The sequence below is a fragment of the Thauera sp. JM12B12 genome (assembly GCF_039614725.1).
Classification (GTDB): domain Bacteria; phylum Pseudomonadota; class Gammaproteobacteria; order Burkholderiales; family Rhodocyclaceae; genus Thauera.
Window position 1 is genome coordinate 2,024,397 of sequence record NZ_CP154859.1, and the last position, 16,929, is coordinate 2,041,325.

At 66.5% G+C, this 16,929-nt stretch carries 18 protein-coding genes; 17 read left to right on the forward strand and 1 reads right to left on the reverse strand.

Translation table 11 applies throughout. The features are described from left to right. Positions 1-6 precede the first annotated feature (6 nt). On the reverse strand, positions 7-828 hold the full coding sequence (gene map, locus AAG895_RS09065) for a type I methionyl aminopeptidase (protein WP_345795166.1): 822 nt from the start codon (positions 826-828) through the stop codon (positions 7-9). Between the two features lie 304 nt (positions 829-1,132). On the opposite strand from map, the gene rpsB reads away from it, so the two are divergent. The 17 genes from rpsB to AAG895_RS09150 all read left to right on the forward strand — a co-directional run bounded on the left by rpsB (position 1,133) and on the right by AAG895_RS09150 (position 16,881). Then, a complete protein-coding gene (gene rpsB / locus AAG895_RS09070) occupies positions 1,133-1,888 on the forward strand; it encodes a 30S ribosomal protein S2 (protein ID WP_345795167.1) in 756 nt (251 codons plus the stop codon). Positions 1,889-2,053: 165 nt separating this feature from the next. Next, complete coding sequence (tsf, locus tag AAG895_RS09075; RefSeq protein WP_345795168.1) at positions 2,054-2,956, forward strand: translation elongation factor Ts; 903 nt, start codon at positions 2,054-2,056, stop codon at positions 2,954-2,956. A 10-nt stretch (positions 2,957-2,966) separates the two neighbouring features. Further along, entirely contained in the window at positions 2,967-3,680 is a 714-nt protein-coding gene (gene pyrH / locus AAG895_RS09080) for a UMP kinase (RefSeq protein WP_345795169.1), read from the forward strand. Between the two features lie 18 nt (positions 3,681-3,698). After that, a complete protein-coding gene (frr, locus tag AAG895_RS09085; RefSeq protein WP_345795170.1) occupies positions 3,699-4,256 on the forward strand; it encodes a ribosome recycling factor in 558 nt (185 codons plus the stop codon). A 48-nt stretch (positions 4,257-4,304) separates the two neighbouring features. Further along, complete coding sequence (gene uppS, locus AAG895_RS09090; protein WP_345795171.1) at positions 4,305-5,087, forward strand: polyprenyl diphosphate synthase; 783 nt, start codon at positions 4,305-4,307, stop codon at positions 5,085-5,087. Continuing rightward, positions 5,080-5,901 carry a phosphatidate cytidylyltransferase gene (locus AAG895_RS09095; RefSeq protein ID WP_345795172.1) on the forward strand — a complete coding sequence of 274 codons (822 nt, stop codon included), beginning with the start codon at positions 5,080-5,082 and terminating at the stop codon, positions 5,899-5,901. The genes uppS and AAG895_RS09095 overlap by 8 nt, the downstream gene beginning before the upstream one ends. Positions 5,902-5,943: 42 nt before the next feature. Continuing rightward, positions 5,944-7,146 carry a 1-deoxy-D-xylulose-5-phosphate reductoisomerase gene (ispC, locus tag AAG895_RS09100; protein WP_345795173.1) on the forward strand — a complete coding sequence of 401 codons (1,203 nt, stop codon included), beginning with the start codon at positions 5,944-5,946 and terminating at the stop codon, positions 7,144-7,146. Then, entirely contained in the window at positions 7,143-8,507 is a 1,365-nt protein-coding gene (rseP, locus tag AAG895_RS09105) for an RIP metalloprotease RseP (RefSeq protein ID WP_345795174.1), read from the forward strand. Before ispC ends, rseP begins: the two co-directional genes overlap by 4 nt. Before the next feature lie 8 nt (positions 8,508-8,515). Next, positions 8,516-10,873 (forward strand): outer membrane protein assembly factor BamA, encoded by a 2,358-nt coding sequence (gene bamA, locus AAG895_RS09110; RefSeq protein WP_345795175.1) that lies wholly within the window; start codon positions 8,516-8,518, stop codon positions 10,871-10,873. A 35-nt stretch (positions 10,874-10,908) separates the two neighbouring features. Beyond that, entirely contained in the window at positions 10,909-11,409 is a 501-nt protein-coding gene (locus AAG895_RS09115) for an OmpH family outer membrane protein (RefSeq protein WP_345795176.1), read from the forward strand. A gap of 13 nt (positions 11,410-11,422) precedes the next feature. Then, complete coding sequence (gene lpxD / locus AAG895_RS09120; RefSeq protein ID WP_345795177.1) at positions 11,423-12,460, forward strand: UDP-3-O-(3-hydroxymyristoyl)glucosamine N-acyltransferase; 1,038 nt, start codon at positions 11,423-11,425, stop codon at positions 12,458-12,460. 3 nt (positions 12,461-12,463) lie between these two features. After that, on the forward strand, positions 12,464-12,901 hold the full coding sequence (gene fabZ, locus AAG895_RS09125) for a 3-hydroxyacyl-ACP dehydratase FabZ (RefSeq protein ID WP_345795267.1): 438 nt from the start codon (positions 12,464-12,466) through the stop codon (positions 12,899-12,901). Then, positions 12,898-13,668, forward strand: coding sequence for an acyl-ACP--UDP-N-acetylglucosamine O-acyltransferase (lpxA, locus tag AAG895_RS09130; protein WP_345795178.1), 771 nt, complete (start codon positions 12,898-12,900; stop codon positions 13,666-13,668). Before fabZ ends, lpxA begins: the two co-directional genes overlap by 4 nt. Before the next feature lie 15 nt (positions 13,669-13,683). After that, positions 13,684-14,850, forward strand: a complete 1,167-nt coding sequence (gene lpxB / locus AAG895_RS09135) for a lipid-A-disaccharide synthase (RefSeq protein WP_345795179.1) — start codon at positions 13,684-13,686, stop codon at positions 14,848-14,850. Then, positions 14,847-15,467, forward strand: coding sequence for a ribonuclease HII (gene rnhB, locus AAG895_RS09140; protein WP_345795180.1), 621 nt, complete (start codon positions 14,847-14,849; stop codon positions 15,465-15,467). Before lpxB ends, rnhB begins: the two co-directional genes overlap by 4 nt. Next, on the forward strand, positions 15,464-16,252 hold the full coding sequence (locus AAG895_RS09145; RefSeq protein WP_345795181.1) for an RNA methyltransferase: 789 nt from the start codon (positions 15,464-15,466) through the stop codon (positions 16,250-16,252). The genes rnhB and AAG895_RS09145 overlap by 4 nt, the downstream gene beginning before the upstream one ends. A 137-nt stretch (positions 16,253-16,389) precedes the next feature. Further along, positions 16,390-16,881: a hypothetical protein gene (locus AAG895_RS09150; RefSeq protein WP_345795182.1), complete on the forward strand. Its 492-nt coding sequence runs from the start codon at positions 16,390-16,392 to the stop codon at positions 16,879-16,881. The last annotated feature ends 48 nt before the right edge of the window (positions 16,882-16,929 follow it).

A 16,929-nucleotide genomic window follows, 5' to 3' on the forward strand; every position in this document is an offset into this window, starting at 1 on the left:
TCGAGCTCAGGCGAACTGGGCAGCGACGAGAGCGGGCGGGGCCGGGGCCTTCTCCGATACGGTGAGCACCTCCACGCCGGTCTCGGTGACCACGATCGTATGTTCCCATTGCGCCGACAGGCTGCGATCCTTGGTCACGATGGTCCAGCCGTCCGGCAGTTCGGAGATCGCCGCCTTGCCGGCGTTGATCATCGGCTCGATGGTGAAGATCATGCCCGGCTTGAGTTCGGGACCGGTGCCCGCCTTGCCGTAGTGCAGCACCTGCGGCTCCTCGTGGAACTTGCGCCCGATGCCGTGCCCGCAGAACTCGCGTACCACCGAAAAGCCATGGCCTTCGGCGTGCTTCTGGATCACTGCGCCGATGTCGCCAAGGCGCCCGCCGGGCTTGACCGCAGCGATGCCGAGCCACATGCATTCGTAGGTGATCTGCGTGAGCCGTCGGGCAATGATGCTGCAGGCGGCCTCTCCGCCCACCAGGAACATGCGGCTCGTGTCGCCGTGGAAACCGTCCTTGATCACGGTGATGTCCAGATTGACGATGTCGCCCTTCTTGAGTGGCTTGTCTCCCGGCACACCATGGCACACCTGGTGGTTGATCGAGGTGCAGATCGACTTCGGGTACGGCGTGTAGCCGGGCGGGGCGTAATTGAGCGGCGCCGGAATGGTGTTCTGCACATTGACCATGTAGTCGTGGCAGAGGCGGTCGAGCTCGCCGGTGGTCACCCCCGGCTTGACGAAGGGTTCGATGTAGTCGAGCACCTCGGCGGCCAGCCTGCAGGCCACGCGCATGTGTTCGATCTCTTCCGGGGTCTTGAGGACGATGCTCATCTTGTCTTTTTCTGCTGCGGGGCTGGTAAAGGACGAAGGCTATCGCATGGAGACCCCGGGCGGCAAACGCGGACGCGAACGTGCCTTGAGCGGTGTCATCCGGGCATGCTAATATCGCGGGCTTGTCTGCACTGGCAGGCAAAATCCGCACGTCCTGTTCAAAGGGTCCGTACGGTGCGCGAAGACGAAGCCCTCATCGAGCGGCCGTCGGCGTGTATCGCATGGGATGTTCGCGGCGCCGGACTGGTCCGGTACCGCAGGCTCAGGGCGGAGGTTCAACCCTTTATCCGTATTGGAGCATTACATGTCCGTCACGATGCGTCAGATGCTGGAAGCCGGCGTCCACTTCGGCCACCAGACCCGCTTCTGGAACCCGCGCATGGCCCCGTTCATCTTCGGTCAGCGCAACAAGATCCACATCGTCAACCTCGAGAAGACGATGGTGAAGTACAACGAAGCCATGGAGTTCGTGCGCAAGCTCGCAGCGAACCGCGGCAACATCCTGTTCGTCAGCACCAAGCGCCAGGCGCGCGAGATCATCGCCGAGGAAGCGCAGCGCGCCGGCATGCCCTTCGTCGATGAGCGCTGGCTCGGCGGCATGCTGACCAACTTCAAGACCGTCAAGCAGTCGATCAAGCGCCTGAAGGAAGTCGAGGCGATGATGGAAGACGGTTCGATCGAGCGCCTGTCCAAGCGCGAGGCCCTGACCGTTCGCCGCGAGCTCGAGAAGCTGCAGAAGTCGATCGGCGGCATCAAGGACATGGGCGGTCTGCCCGACGCGCTGTTCGTGATCGACGTCGGCTACCACAAGATCGCCATCACCGAGGCGCAGAAGCTCGGCATCCCCGTCGTGGCCGTGGTCGACACCAACCACTCGCCCGAGGGCGTGGATTACATCATCCCGGGTAACGACGACTCCTCGCGTGCGATCCGCCTGTACGCTCGCGGCGTGGCCGATGCGGTGCTGCAGGGGCGCAGCCAGGTGCTGCAGGAAATCGTCGATGCCGGCGGCGACGAATTCGTCGAGGTCGAGGAAGAAGGCTCGCAGGAACAGGCCTGATCCACGATGCACGGGGCCGCGAGGCCCCGTTTGCAATCCGGCGCGTATTCGCCTGCGGGCCGTTGCGTGCCGCATTGGGCAGATTTTCCGACGCAGCGCAGTCGCCAGTCATGCGCCGCTGCGTCACAGTCTCAGACGTTCAACCCAAGATATTCAGGAGCTAGCATGGCGGAAATCACCGCAAGCATGGTCAAGGAACTGCGCGAGAAGACCGACGCGCCGATGATGGAATGCAAGAAGGCGCTGACCGAAGCGGCCGGCGACATGGGCAAGGCCGAAGAGATCCTGCGCGTCAAGCTCGGCAACAAGGCCTCCAAGGCCGCCACCCGCGTGGCCGCCGAAGGCGTGGTCGGGATCAGCATCTCGGCCGACGGCAAGCTCGGCTCGATCATCGAAGTGAACTGCGAGACCGACTTCGTCGCCAAGAACGACGATTTCCTCGCGCTGGTGCAGGGTTGCGCCGAGCTGGTCGCGGGCAAGAACCCGGCCGACGTCGCCGCCCTGTCGGCGCTGCCGATGGGTGAGGGCACCGTCGAGTCCACCCGCACCGCGCTCGTCGGCAAGATCGGCGAGAACATGTCGATCCGCCGCTTCGCACGCGTCGAGGCCAAGGGCAGCCTGTTCTCCTACATCCATGGCGGCGCCAAGATCGGCGTGCTGCTGGACTTGGTCGGCGGCGACGAGCAGCTCGGCAAGGACATCGCGATGCACATCGCCGCCTCCAAGCCGAAGGCGCTGGACGCCTCGGGCGTGTCGCAGGACCTCATCGACGCCGAGCGCCGCATCGCCATCGAAAAGGCCCGCGCCGACAACAAGCCCGAAGCGATGCTCGAGAAGATCGCCGACGGCACCGTGCAGAAGTTCCTCAAGGAAGTTACCCTGCTGGCTCAGGTTTTCGTCAAGGCCGAGGACGGCAAGCAGACCATCGAGCAGCTGCTCAAGGCCAAGGGCGCTTCGATTGCCGGCTTCACGCTGTACATCGTCGGCGAAGGCATCGAGAAGAAGGTGACCGACTTCGCCGCGGAAGTGGCCGAGCAGGCCGCCGCTGCCGCTGCCGCCAAGCAGTAAGGAGATGGAGATGTCCGCCGCCTACAAGCGCATCCTGCTGAAGCTCTCCGGCGAGGCCCTCATGGGTGACGACGCCTACGGCATCAACGAGGACGTGGTCACCCGCATCGTCTCCGAGGTCGCCGAGATCACCCGTCTCGGCGTGCAGGTCGGCGTGGTGATCGGCGGCGGCAACATCTTCCGCGGCATGAAGGGCGCGGCCTCGGGCATGGACCGCGCCACCGCCGACTACATGGGCATGCTGGCCACGGTGATGAACGCGATGGCGCTCGCCGACGCGATGCGGCGCATGGACGTGCCCGCACGCGTGCAGTCGGCCCTTCGCATCGATCAGGTGGTCGAGCCCTATATCCGCGGGCGGGCGATCCGCCATCTGGAAGAGGGCAGGGTGGTGATCTTCGCCGCCGGCACCGGCAACCCCTTCTTCACCACCGACACCGCTGCCGCGCTGCGCGGTGCGGAGATCGGGGCGCAGATCGTGCTCAAGGCGACCAAGGTCGATGGTGTGTACACCGCCGACCCGAAGAAGGATCCGCAGGCCCAGCGTTATCACCGCATCAGCTTCGACGAGGCCATCGGCCGCAACCTGGCGGTGCTGGACTCCACCGCGTTCGCGCTCTGTCGCGACCAGAAACTGCCGATCAACGTGTTCTCGATCTTCAAGCCCGGTGCGCTCAAGCGCGTGGTCATGGGCGAAGACGAAGGCACGCTGGTCCATTCCTGAACCCTGGAGAATGCGCGCATGATCCCCGAACTCAAGAAGAACACCGAACAGAAGATGCAGAAGTCGGTCGAGGCGCTCAAGACCGACCTCGCCAAGGTACGCACCGGCCGCGCCCATACCGGCCTGCTCGACCACGTCATGGTCGAGTACTACGGCTCGATGGTACCGATCAACCAGGTGGCCAACGTCACCCTGATCGACGCGCGCACGATCGGCGTGCAGACCTGGGAAAAGCCGATGCTGGCCAAGGTCGAGAAGGCCATCCGCGACTCGGATCTCGGCCTCAACCCGTCGAACATGGGCGAGCTGCTGCGCGTGCCGATGCCCGCCCTGACCGAAGAGCGTCGGCGCGACCTTACCAAGGTGGTCCGCCACGAGGGCGAGACCGCCAAGGTGGCGATCCGCAACCTGCGTCGCGACGCCAATCAGCATCTCAAGGATGCGGTCAAGGACAAGACCATCTCCGAGGACGACGAGCGTCGCGCCGAGGACGACATCCAGAAGCTCACCGACAAGTATGTCGCCGAGATCGACAAGCTGCTCGCCCAGAAAGAACAGGAACTGATGCAGATCTGATCCTGCCGGGATCGACGGTTCCCGCATGGGTTCGACAGGAGGCAGATCATGACCGGTGGTCGTTTCAAGAGCTCCACCCGGGACATCCCCGAGGTGTCGGCGGTGCCCCGGCATATCGCCATCATCATGGACGGCAACGGGCGCTGGGCGCGCAAGCGCCTGATGCCGCGCGTGGCCGGCCACTCGCGCGGCGTCGAGGCGCTGCGCGCGGTGATTCGAGGCTGCATCGAGCAGGGCGTCGAATACCTCACGGTGTTCGCGTTCAGCTCCGAGAACTGGCGGCGGCCGCAGGATGAAGTCTCCTTCCTGATGCAGCTCTTCCTCAAGTCGCTGCAGAAGGAAGTCGCCCGGCTTCACGACAATGGGATTCGCTTCCGCGTCATCGGTGACCTGTCGCGCTTCGATTCGCAACTCGTCAAGGTGATCCGCGAGGCCGAGGCCCTGACGGCCGGAAATACCCGCTTCAACCTCACGGTTGCAGCGAACTACGGCGGCCGCTGGGACATCCTGCAGGCGATGTCGCGGCTGATGGCTCGCGACCCGGAGCGCCGCGACGGCTTCTCCGAGGATGAGCTCGCCAGCGAACTGTCGATGCACTTCGCCCCCGAGCCCGACCTTTTCATCCGTACCGGCGGCGAGAAGCGCATCAGCAACTTCCTGCTCTGGCAGCTCGCCTACACCGAGCTCTACTTCACCGATGTGCTGTGGCCGGACTTCGATGCCGCGGCGCTTGCCGGGGCGATTTCATCCTACCAGGGGCGCGAGCGTCGCTTCGGTCGCACCAGCGAACAGCTCAACACTTCTTCTGCCGGGCAGGCCACCGATGCTTAAGGACCGCGTCGTCACCGCCATCCTGCTGCTGGTTGCCCTGCTGGCTGCGGTGTTCCTGCTGCCGCCCGCGGGCTGGATGCTGCTGTGCGCAGCCCTGTGCGGCGCGGCGGCCTGGGAGTGGGGTGGGCTGGCGCGCTTCGAGCGGCCGCTGCGCATGACGAGCGCAGTCGTTTTCGGGGTGACCTGCCTGATGGTCGGGTACATGGCCGGCTTGGGCGATGGCAGTCTTTCGGGCGGCGTCCTGCTCCTGCCCCTTTATCTGGTGAGCGGGCTGTTCTGGGTCTTCCTCGTGCCGCTTTGGCTGGCGCGCAAGTGGTCGCTCTCCAACCCGACGCTGGCGTCGCTGGTCGGCTTTGTGGTGCTGATCCCGACCGCCCTGGCGATGATGCACCTGCGCACCCTGGGTCCGTGGGTGCTGCTCGGCACGATGGCGGTCGTGTGGGTGGCGGACATTGCCGCCTACTTTTCCGGTCGTGCCTTCGGCCGCCACAAGCTCGCGCCCGCCATCAGCCCCGGCAAGACCTGGGAAGGCGCAGCCGGTGCGGCCTGCGCGGTGCTGATCTTCGGTTTCGGCGTGCTCGTCGCCCTCGGCGCAAGCCAGCCGGGTGGCGCGCTCGGAATCGCCGTCGCCTTGCTGGCGTGGACCGCGGTCAGCATCATCGGCGACCTCTTCGAGTCCCTGCTCAAGCGCCAGGCCGGCCTCAAGGACAGTGGCAGCATCCTGCCCGGTCATGGCGGCATTCTCGATCGCATCGACAGCCTGACGTCCACCCTGCCGCTCGTGGCGCTCGCGGCGGTCTGGCTGGCACGCTGACACCTGGCGAGCGGTCATCGCTCCCGAACTGGAATACAACTCATGGCTGACTCCGCACCCCGGCGCCTGACCGTCCTGGGCGCCACCGGCTCGATCGGGCAGAGCACGCTCGACGTCGTCGCCCGCCACCCGGACCGTTTCGAAGTCTTCGCCCTCAGCGCGCAGCGCCAGCACGACAAGCTCTTCGCCCAGTGCCTCCAGTTCGCTCCACGCTACGCGGTGATGGGCGACGCGGCCGCAGCCGACGCGCTTGCGCGCGCGCTGCGCGGTGCGGGAAGCGCGACCGAGGTCCTGTGCGGTGACGCCGCGCTCGAGGCGATCGCGGCCGCCTCCGAGGTGGACATGGTGATGGCGGCAATCGTGGGCGCCGCCGGGCTGCGTCCCACCCTTGCGGCAGCGCGGACCGGCAAGAAGGTGCTGCTCGCGAACAAGGAGGCGCTGGTGTTGTCCGGGCAGCTGTTCATGGACGCCGTCCGCCAGGGCGGGGCCACGCTGCTGCCGATCGACAGCGAGCACAACGCGATCTTCCAGGCCCTGCCAGCCGACTACGCGCGCCGCCCGGATGCGGCGGGCGTGCGCCGCGTACTTCTGACGGCATCGGGCGGCCCGTTTCGGACCGCGCCGCTCGAGTCGCTGGCCGCGGTCACGCCCGAGCAGGCCTGCGCGCATCCGAACTGGGTAATGGGGCGCAAGATCTCGGTGGACTCGGCGACGATGATGAACAAGGGGCTCGAGGTCATCGAGGCCCACTGGCTGTTCGGTGCGCCTGCCGACATGATCGAGGTCGTGGTGCATCCGCAGAGCGTGATCCATTCAATGGTGGACTACGCGGATGGGTCGGTGATCGCTCAGCTCGGCAATCCGGACATGCGCACGCCGATCGCGCACGCCATGGCCTGGCCCGAACGTATCGAGGCGGGTGTGCGCCCGCTCGATCTGTTCGCGATCGCGCGCCTCGATTTCGAACGCCCCGACCTGGCACGCTTTCCCTGCCTGCGGCTGGCCTTCGAGGCGCTGCGTGCAGGCGGTGCGGCTCCCGCCGTGCTCAATGCCGCGAACGAGGAGGCGGTCGCGGCGTTCCTGAATCACCGCATCGGCTTTCTCGACATCCCGGCGGTAATTTCTGCATGCCTGGAACGCAGCGCCAGCCAGGCGGTCGATTCGCTGGACGCGGTGTTCGCCGCCGACGCCTGCGCGCGCGACTGGGCACGCAGCGAGATCAGCCAACGTTCGGTATCACGATGAATCTGCTCGACTACCTCATTCCCTTCGCGCTCGCGCTCGGGCTGCTGATCCTGGTGCACGAGCTTGGCCACTACCTGGTGGCGCGCTGGTGCGGGGTGAAGGTGCTGCGGTTCTCGATCGGTTTCGGCAAGCCGCTGCTGGTCAAGCGCGCCGGTCGCGATGGCACCGAGTGGGCGCTCGCCGCCTTTCCGCTCGGTGGCTACGTGAAGATGCTCGATGAGCGCGAGGGCCCGGTGGCGCCTGCCGAACGCCATCGCAGCTTCAACCGGCAGAACGTCTATCGCCGGTTCGCCATCGTCGCGGCGGGGCCGATCGCCAACTTCCTGCTCGCGATCGTCCTCTACTGGGGCATCTTCGTCGCGGGCACCGACGAGTTGCGGCCGCGTCTGGCCTTGTCCGATACGCCGGCGATCGCACAGGCGGCGGGCGTGCGCGAGGGCGACCTCGTCGTGGCGGTCGACGACGAGCCGGTGCGCAGCTGGCAGGACCTGCGCTGGGTGCTCTTGCAGCACGCGCTCGATAGCCGCGAGCTGGTGCTCAAGGTGCGCACGCTCGAGGATGTCGAGGCTTACCGGAGGCTGGATCTGGCAGGCGTCGCCATCGATGATGGCAACGCCGACCTCGTTGCCCGCATCGGGCTCAAACCCTGGCGGCCGCTGATACCCGCCGTCATCGGCAGGATCTCCGAGGACGGTGCGGCGGCGCGCGCGGGCCTGCAGTCCGGTGACAGGGTGCTCACCATCGACCGTGTCGACATCCAGAGCTGGAGCGATCTCGTGCTCGCGGTGCGCAACGCACCGGGCAGGAGCGTGGCCTTCGAGGTGCAACGCGGGGATGCGGTGCTCAACGTTCAGGTCACGCCGGACGAAGCCACGGAGAACGGCGACCGCATCGGCCGGATCGGCGTCGGGGTGGCAGAGCCTGCTCCCGGCGGCATCTCGATGTTCGGAGAGGTCCGCTACGGGGTGATCGAAGGCTTCGCGAAGGCCGTGCGCCAGACCTGGGAAACGAGCGTGCTCAGCCTGAAGATGATCGGCCGCATGTTCACCGGCGAAGTGTCGTGGAAGAACCTCTCCGGACCGGTCACCATTGCCGATTACGCGGGCCAGACTGCGCAGCTCGGACTGAGCCACTACCTGAAGTTCGTGGCCCTCATCAGCATCAGTCTGGGGGTCCTGAACCTGCTCCCCATCCCGGTTCTGGATGGGGGGCACTTGTTGTACTATACGGTCGAAATCATCAAGGGCGGTCCGATTCCGGAGCGCATCATGGAGATCGGTCAGCAGATCGGTCTCGTCCTCCTTGTGATGCTGATGGCATTCGCCTTCTACAACGACATCAATCGTCTCATTTCCGGCTGAACTCCCGCATGAATCGCAAGCTCCTGCCCGGGCTCCTCATGGCCCTTTTTGCCGCATCGCCGGCTTCAGCATTCGACCCTTTCGTGGTCAAGGACATCCGGGTCGAGGGCATCCAGCGTACCGAGGCGGGCACGGTGTTCAACTACCTGCCGGTGCGGGTGGGCGAAACCTTCAGTGAGCCGCAGGCGGCGGACGCGATCCGCGCGCTGTTCGCCACCGGTTTCTTCAGTGACGTGCGCATCGAGACCGAGGGTGACGTGATCGTCGTCGTCGTCGATGAGCGTCCGGCGATCGCCGACATCGATTTCGTCGGCGTCAAGGAGTTCGACAAGGATGCGCTCAAGGCCGGCCTGCGCGAGGTCGGCCTAGCCGAGTCGCGCATCTTCGACCGCGCGCTGCTCGAGCGCGCCGAGCAGGAGCTCAAGCGCCAGTACCTCTCGCGCGGCAAGTACGCCGCTACCGTGACCACCACGGTCACGCCGCTCGAGCGCAATCGCGTCGGCATCAACTTCACGGTGACTGAGGGCGACGTCGCCAAGATTCGCCAGATCAACATCGTCGGTGCCAAGGCCTTCGAGGCGGACGACCTGATCGAGCAGATGCAGCTCACCACGCCGGGCTGGCTCACCTGGTACACCAAGAACGACCAGTACTCGCGCCAGAAGCTCTCTGCCGACCTGGAGACCCTGCGCTCCTTCTACCTCAACCAGGGTTACCTCGACTTCAACATCGACTCCACTCAGGTGTCGATCACCCCGGACAAGAAGGACATCTACATCACGGTGAACATCACCGAGGGCGAGCAGTACACCGTCACCGGCGTGCGCTTCACCGGCGATCTGGTGATTCCCGAGTCGGACTATGTCGCGCTCACGCGGATCCGGCCCGGCGAGGTCTTCTCGCGCGAGAAGCTCACCGAGACCACCAAGGCCATCACCGACCGCCTCGGCAACGAGGGCTACGCCTTTGCCAACGTCAACGCCGCCCCCGAGGTGGACAAGGCCAAGCGCGAGGTCGCGTTCACCGTCTTCGTCGATCCGGGTCGCCGCGTCTATGTGCGCCGGATCAACGTCGGCGGAAATACCAAGACACGCGACGAGGTGGTACGCCGCGAGATGCGCCAGATGGAAGGCGGCTGGTACGACGCCGCGGCCATCAACCGTTCGCGCACGCGGATCGACCGTCTCGGCTTCTTCGACGAGGTCAACGTCGAGACGCCCGCGGTGCCCGGCACGACTGACCAGGTCGATGTGAACTTCACCGTCAAGGAGCGGCCGACCGGCAACCTCATGCTCGGCGCCGGCTTCTCCAGTGCCGAGAACATCGTGCTGTCGGCCTCGATTGCGCAGCAGAACCTCTTCGGCAGTGGCAACGCGCTTACGCTCGCGCTCAACACCAGCGAGTCCAGCCGCACGCTGGCGTTGTCCTTCACCAACCCGTACTACACCGTTGACGGCGTGAGCCTCGGCTGGGACCTGTACCACCGCACCTACGACGCCGACGAACTCGACACCGTGTCACCCTACAAGACGGTGTCGACCGGTGCCGGCATTCGCCTTGGCTGGCCGATCGCCGAGGACGACCAGATCAACTTCGGCCTCACCGCCGACCAGACCGAGATCACCACCTATACCTTGAGCCCCAAGCTCTACAAGGATTTCTGCCGCGACTTCGGTGGCTGCAACAACCCGGACGGCACGGGCGTGGTCACGGTGCGGAGTCTGCTCGCTACCGTGGGCTGGTCGCGAGACAGCCGTGACAGCTTCACCTATCCGCGCGCCGGCACCTATCAGCGGGTGTATGGGGAGGTCACGGTGCCGGTCGGCGACCTGCGCTACGGCAAGCTGGGGTACCAGTACCAGCACTGGTTCCCGATCGGCCGCGACTACGCACTGATGCTCAATGCGGATGTGGGCTGGGCGGAGGGTTTCGGTGGCAAGGAAGTGCCGTTCTACAAGAACTACTATGTCGGGGGCATCGGCTCGGTACGTGGCTACGACCAGGGCTCGATTGGTCCCAAGTTCCGCGACACGGACGGCGACATCACCTCGACCGGCGGTACGCGCAAGGTGGTCGGCAACGCCGAGTTCTACTTCCCGATGCCGGGCGCCGGCAAGGACCGCTCCTTCCGCATTTCGGCCTTCTTCGATGCCGGTTACGTGTGGGGTGAAGACGAGCAGCCGCTCGGCAGCGACGCCTTCGTCGAGCAGGATGTCCGCTTCAACGACCTGCGCTACAGTACCGGCCTCGCGTTCTCCTGGAGTTCGCCGATCGGCCCGCTGAAGTTCAGCTTCGGCCATCCGCTGAACAAGAAGGACAACGACGAGATCCAGCGATTCCAGTTCCAGCTCGGCAGCGTGTTCTGACGCTGCGGGCTATCGAGTTCCATCCGGAGGCACAAGTGAAAGTCAGTACCCTCTCCCTGCTGGCAGCCGCACTGCTCGGCGTGTCGCAGGCCGCCATCGCCGAGACCAAGATCGGCTTCGTGAATTCCGACCGCGTGATGCGCGAGGCCGCGCCGGCGGTGCGTGCCCAGCAGCGGCTCGAGAAGGAGTTCGAGAAGCGTGATCAGGAGCTCCAGCGTATCGCGCGCGACCTCAAGTCCATGCAGGAAGACCTCGAGCGCAACGGGCCCACGATGGGCGACAGTGACCGTCGCAACAAGGATCGTGCATTCAACGAGCTCAACCGCGACTTCCAGCGCAAGCAGCGCGAGTTCCGCGAGGACCTGAACCAGCGCCGGAACGAGGAGCTCGCCTCGGTGCTCGACAAGGCCAACCGCTCGGTGAAGGAGATCGCCGAGCAGGAAAACTACGACATCATCTTCCAGGAAGCGGTGTACGCGAATCCGCGCATCGACATCACGGACAAGGTCATCAAGGCCCTGTCCGAAGCCAAGTAAATCGGTCGCGCGCATGTTCCGACTGCAAGAGCTGGTCGATCGACTGGGCGGCGAACTGCACGGCGACGGCGAGGTCGCCGTTGCGCGCGTGGCAACGCTCGAGCGGGCAGGGGAGGGCGATCTCGCCTTCCTCGCCAATCGCAAGTACCTCTCCCAGGTTGAGCGTTGTGCGGCCAGCGCCTTGATCGTCGGACCCGATGCGCGCGAGCAGCTGGCCGATCGTACATTGATCGTCACGCCCGACCCCTATCTCTATTTCGCCCGCGTCGCGCAACTGTTCAATCCGCCGCCGCCGGTCCAGGCCAGCGTGCATCGGACGGCAGCGGTCGCGTGCAACGTTCCCGCGAGCGTCGAGATCGGGCCCGGAGCCTCGGTGGAGGCGGACGTCGAGCTCGGCGAGGGCGTGGTCATCGGTGCCAACTGCCATGTCGGGCGCGGTACGCGCATCGGCCGTGGCACCCGGCTCTATCCCAATGTCACCGTTTACCACGATTGCGTGATCGGCGATGACTGCATCCTGCACGCGGGCGTGGTGATCGGCGCGGACGGCTTCGGCTTTGCCCGCGAGCGCGCGGGGGCGTGGGTAAAGATTCCGCAGACCGGGCGCGTGATCATAGGGAACGACGTGGAGATCGGCGCCAACACCACGGTCGATCGCGGCGCGCTCGACGACACCGTGATCGGCGACGGGGTCAAGCTCGACAACCTCATCCAGATCGCGCACAACGTGCGGGTGGGCGAACACACGATCATGGCAGGCTGTGCCGGCGTGGCCGGCAGCGCGCAGATCGGCGCACGCTGCATGATCGGCGGTCAGGCCGGCATCTCCGGCCACCTCAGCATCGCCGACGACGTCGTGGTGTCGGCGTGGACCCTCGTCGCCAAGTCGATCACCAAGCCGGGCGTCTACACCGGCAACCTGCCGTTGCAGACGCATGGTGACTGGGTGAAGAACTTCTCCCACCTGCGCCACCTGGATGCGCTGTCCAAGCGCGTCCGCCAACTCGAACAACACAACAACGACGGTCCCGAGGACCGCGATCCGGGCTGAACGATCATGGACATCAAGGAAATCCTCCAGTACCTGCCGCACCGCTATCCCTTCCTGCTCGTCGACCGCATGCTGGAGATCGAGCCGGGCGTGCGTGCGCGTGGCCTGAAGAACGTGACCATGAACGAGCCCTTCTTTCCCGGCCACTTTCCGCATCATCCGGTGATGCCGGGCGTCCTGATCATCGAGGCGATGGCTCAGGCGGCCGCGCTGCTGTCGTTCAAGAGCAGCGGCGTGAAGCCGGACGAGAACTCGGTGGTGTATTTCGCCGGCATCGACAACGCGCGCTTCAAGCGCCCGGTCGTGCCGGGCGATCAGCTGATCTTCGACGTCGAGATCACCCAGAGCAAGCGCAATATCTACAAGTACAAGGCGCGCGCGAGCGTCGATGGCGAACTCGCCGCCGAAGCCGAACTGATGTGCGCGATCAAGACGCTATGATCCACCCGACTGCCATCGTCCATCCGGGCGCGAAGCTCGCCGGCGGCGTGAGCGTCGGCGCCTACTCGGTGATCGGCGAGCACGTCGAGATCGGGGAGGGCACGCGCATCGGCCCGCACGTCGTGGTCGAGGGCCACACCCGCATCGGCCGCGACAACGAGATTTTCCAGTTCTGCTCGATCGGCGCCAGCCCGCAGGACAAGAAGTACGACGACGAGCCGACCCGGCTCGAGATCGGCGATCGCAACACGATCCGCGAGTTCTGCTCGTTCAACGTCGGTACCAGCCAGGATGCCCACGTAACGCGCGTCGGCAACGACAACTGGATCATGGCCTACGTGCATGTGGCGCACGACTGCCAGGTCGGCGACCACACGATCTTCGCCAATAACGCCACGCTTGCCGGGCATGTCAGCGTCGGCGACTGGGCGATCCTCGGTGGCTTCACCGGGGTGCACCAGTTCTGTCGCGTCGGTGCGCACAGCTTCTGCGGCGTGGGCACCGTGCTGCTGCAGGATCTGCCGCCGTTCGTCACCGTGGCCGGCAATCCCGCCAAACCGCACGGAATCAACAGCGAAGGACTTAAGCGCCGGGGCTATTCCGCCGAGGGCATCGCCGCGATCAAGCGCGCCTACCGCGCGCTCTATCGTTCGGGGCTTTCGCTCGAGGAGGCGCGTCAGCGCGTGGCGGAGATCGCCGCCGACCAGCCCGAGGTTGCGCCCTTTGCCGCATTCATCGCCGAGTCCGGCCGCGGCATCGTGCGCTGAGCGCAAGCTGACGCGATGACCGTCCGTATTGCGATGGTCGCCGGCGAGACCTCCGGCGACCTGCTCGCGAGCCATCTGATCCGTGCGCTGCGCCGGCACCTGCCGGACGCGGAATTCTTCGGCATCGGCGGCCCCAAGATGCAGGCCGAGGGCTTCGACGTGCGCTGGCCGTGCGAACTGCTCGCGGTGCACGGCTACGTCGACGCCATCAAGCGCTATCGGGAGCTGTCCGGCATCCGGCGCGAGCTCCTTGCGCAGATCCGCCGCGAACGTCCCGACGCCTTCATCGGCGTGGATGCGCCGGACTTCAATCTCTGGCTCGAAGGCAAGACCCGCGACGCGGGCATCCCCGCCATCCACTTCGTGAGCCCCGCGATCTGGGCGTGGCGGGGCGGGCGCATCAAACGCATCGCGCGTTCGGTTTCGCACATGCTGTGCCTGTTCCCCTTCGAGCCGCCGCTCTACGAGAATGCCGGCGTGCCGGTGAGCTACGTCGGCCATCCGCTCGCCGATGTGTTTCCGCTGCACCCGAATCGCGACGAGGTCCGTGAGCGCCTCGGCATTCCGCTCGGGCGAAAGGTGATCGCGCTGCTTCCGGGCAGCCGGCAGTCGGAGGTGCGCAACCTCGCGGACACCTACATCGCCACCGCGCGCTGCCTGCTCGAAGGCGATCCTGACTTGCGTTTCCTGGTGCCGCTGGCAACCCGCGAGACCCGGCAGATCTTCGAGGAAGCGCTGCATCGGAACGAGGCCACCGAGCAGCCGATCCGGATGTTGTTCGGCCACGCCGTCGACGCGATGACCGCGGCCGACGTCGTGCTCGTCGCCAGCGGCACGGCCAGCCTGGAAGCGGCCCTGCTCAAGCGGCCGATGGTCATCACCTACCGCATCGGCAAGTGGCAGTACCGGCTGATGAAGCACATGGCCTATCTGCCCTGGGTGGGACTGCCGAACATCCTCTGCAACGAGGGCATCGTGCCCGAGCTGCTGCAGGACGAGGCGACGGCCGAGAATCTGGCCGGAGCCATCCGGGACTGGCTGCAGGCCCCCGAGCGTTGCGCGGCCGTCGAGGCGCGCTTCATGGAGCTGCATCTGAGCCTGCGCCAGGACACGGCCCGGCGCGCGGCGGAGGCCATCCTGCCCTATCTCTGCGCTGCACCCGGCAGTTCGAAGAGGCCATGACCCCGGACCTGTTTGCGCCGATGCTGGCGTCGACTGCGCACGTCTGCGGTGTGGACGAGGCTGGTCGAGGTCCCTTGTGCGGCCCGGTGGTGGCCGCTGCGGTGATCCTGGACCCGGCGCGGCCGATTGCCGGGCTGGCCGACTCCAAGAAGCTCAGCGAAGCCGCACGCGAGCGGCTCGCGCCGCTGATCCGCGAGCGTGCGCTGGCGTGGGCGGTGGCCGAAGCGAGCGTCGATGAGATCGACCGCCTCAACATCCTGCAGGCCACGATGCTGGCGATGCAGCGGGCCGTCATGGCGCTCGCCCTTGCCCCGGGCGAGGTGCTGATCGACGGCAACCGCTGCCCGCAGCTGCCCTATCCGGCGCGTGCGATCATCAAGGGCGACGCCACGCAGCCGGCGATCTCCGCCGCATCCATCCTCGCCAAGACCGCGCGCGACGAAGCCATGCGCGTGCTCGACGCCCAGTGGCCGCAGTACGGACTGGCCGCGCACAAGGGCTATCCCACGGCGGCCCATCTGGCCGCCATCGAGGCGCACGGCGTGCAGGCCTTCCACCGCCGCAGCTTCGCCCCGGTGAGAAAGTGCCTGGCCAGCGCCGCGCCGCCTCGGCCATGAAGCCCATCAGTTCGCGCGACAACCCCCTCATCCGGCGGCTGCATGCGCTGGCGCAGTCGGGGCGCGACCGTCGCAAGCTCGGCGAGACGCTGCTCGATGGCGCCCATCTGGTGCGTGCCGCCTGCGACGCCCGCTGGCCGCTCAAGGCGGTGGTGGTGTCGGATGCAGGCCTTCTCCGCGCCGAGCACCTCGCCCTGCTCGACGCCCTTCCGGTCGACCTCCCTCGCTACCACCTCCCCGATCCGCTTTTTCGGCATGTAAGCCCGGTGGATAGCCCCTCCGGGCTGCTTGGCCTGATCGACCTACCTGCACCCGCGGCATCATGCGCGCTTGTGGACAGCGTCGTCGTCCTCGACGGCGTGCAGGATCCGGGCAACCTCGGCACGATCCTGCGGACCGCGGCCGCGGCCGGTATCCGCAGGGCGCTGCTCGCGGTCGGTTGCGCGCAGGCATGGTCGCCCCGTGCGCTGCGTGCCGGGATGGGGGCGCATTTCGTGCTCGAGATCGAGGAGGGCGTGGACGCGCTCGAGCGACTCGCGGGCTACCCTGGACGCTGCCTCGCCACCGCACTGGGCGAAGGGGCAAGCTGTCTGTACGACCTCGACCTGCGCACGCCGGTGGCCTGGCTGTTCGGCGCCGAGGGACAGGGGCTGTCGGCGGGGATGTTGGCGCGTGCGGACCAGCGCGTGATCATCCCGATGGCCGCCGCCATCGAATCGCTCAACGTCGGGGCCGCGGTGGCGGTGTGCCTGTTCGAACAGGCACGTCAGTTGCGCGAGCGTTAAAACGCTCACGCCCGGGCTGCCGTCCTCCTTGACCCGTATCGGCGCTGCCTTCCATGCTTTGCGCATGCACGTCCGTGCGCCGGACGTGCAGGCAGAGCAGACGGCCGCAGGCCGCGCACGGCAAGGAGACAGCCAGCATGACGACGTATCGCAAGACGCCCCTGGGCCAGCACGAGATCACCGGGCGCGCAGGCGGGCTGGGCCTGCGCGCCCGGCGCCTGCTCATCCTGGTCGATGGCCAGCGCGAGACCCCCGAGCTCGCCGCGCTGGCGGGCGATGCACAGTTCGACGACAGCCTTCGATCGCTCATCGAGGGCGGCTTCATCGAGCCGCTCGCACCGGCTACGCCAGCCACGACTGCCTCTGCGCCGCAGCATGTCCGGACGGCGGACGGGACGGTCCGCGAGGCCAGCCTTGCCCTCGCCCAGGACTTCATGATGAACACCCTGCGCACCTTCCACGGCCCCTACGGCAAGCTCGATCTCGTCAAGCGCATCCACGCCTCGCGCCAGGCCACGGAACTGCGCGCGCTGTTCGACGAGTGGCTGCAGTCGATCAGCGAGTCGCGCATCGGTCGCAAGCGGGCGGACGAGCTTTCCGCGCGCCTGCTCGAAGTGATGCCGGGCTGAGGCGGGCGAGCACCGGACGACGCGATTCGCGTTAACATCGGCCATCCC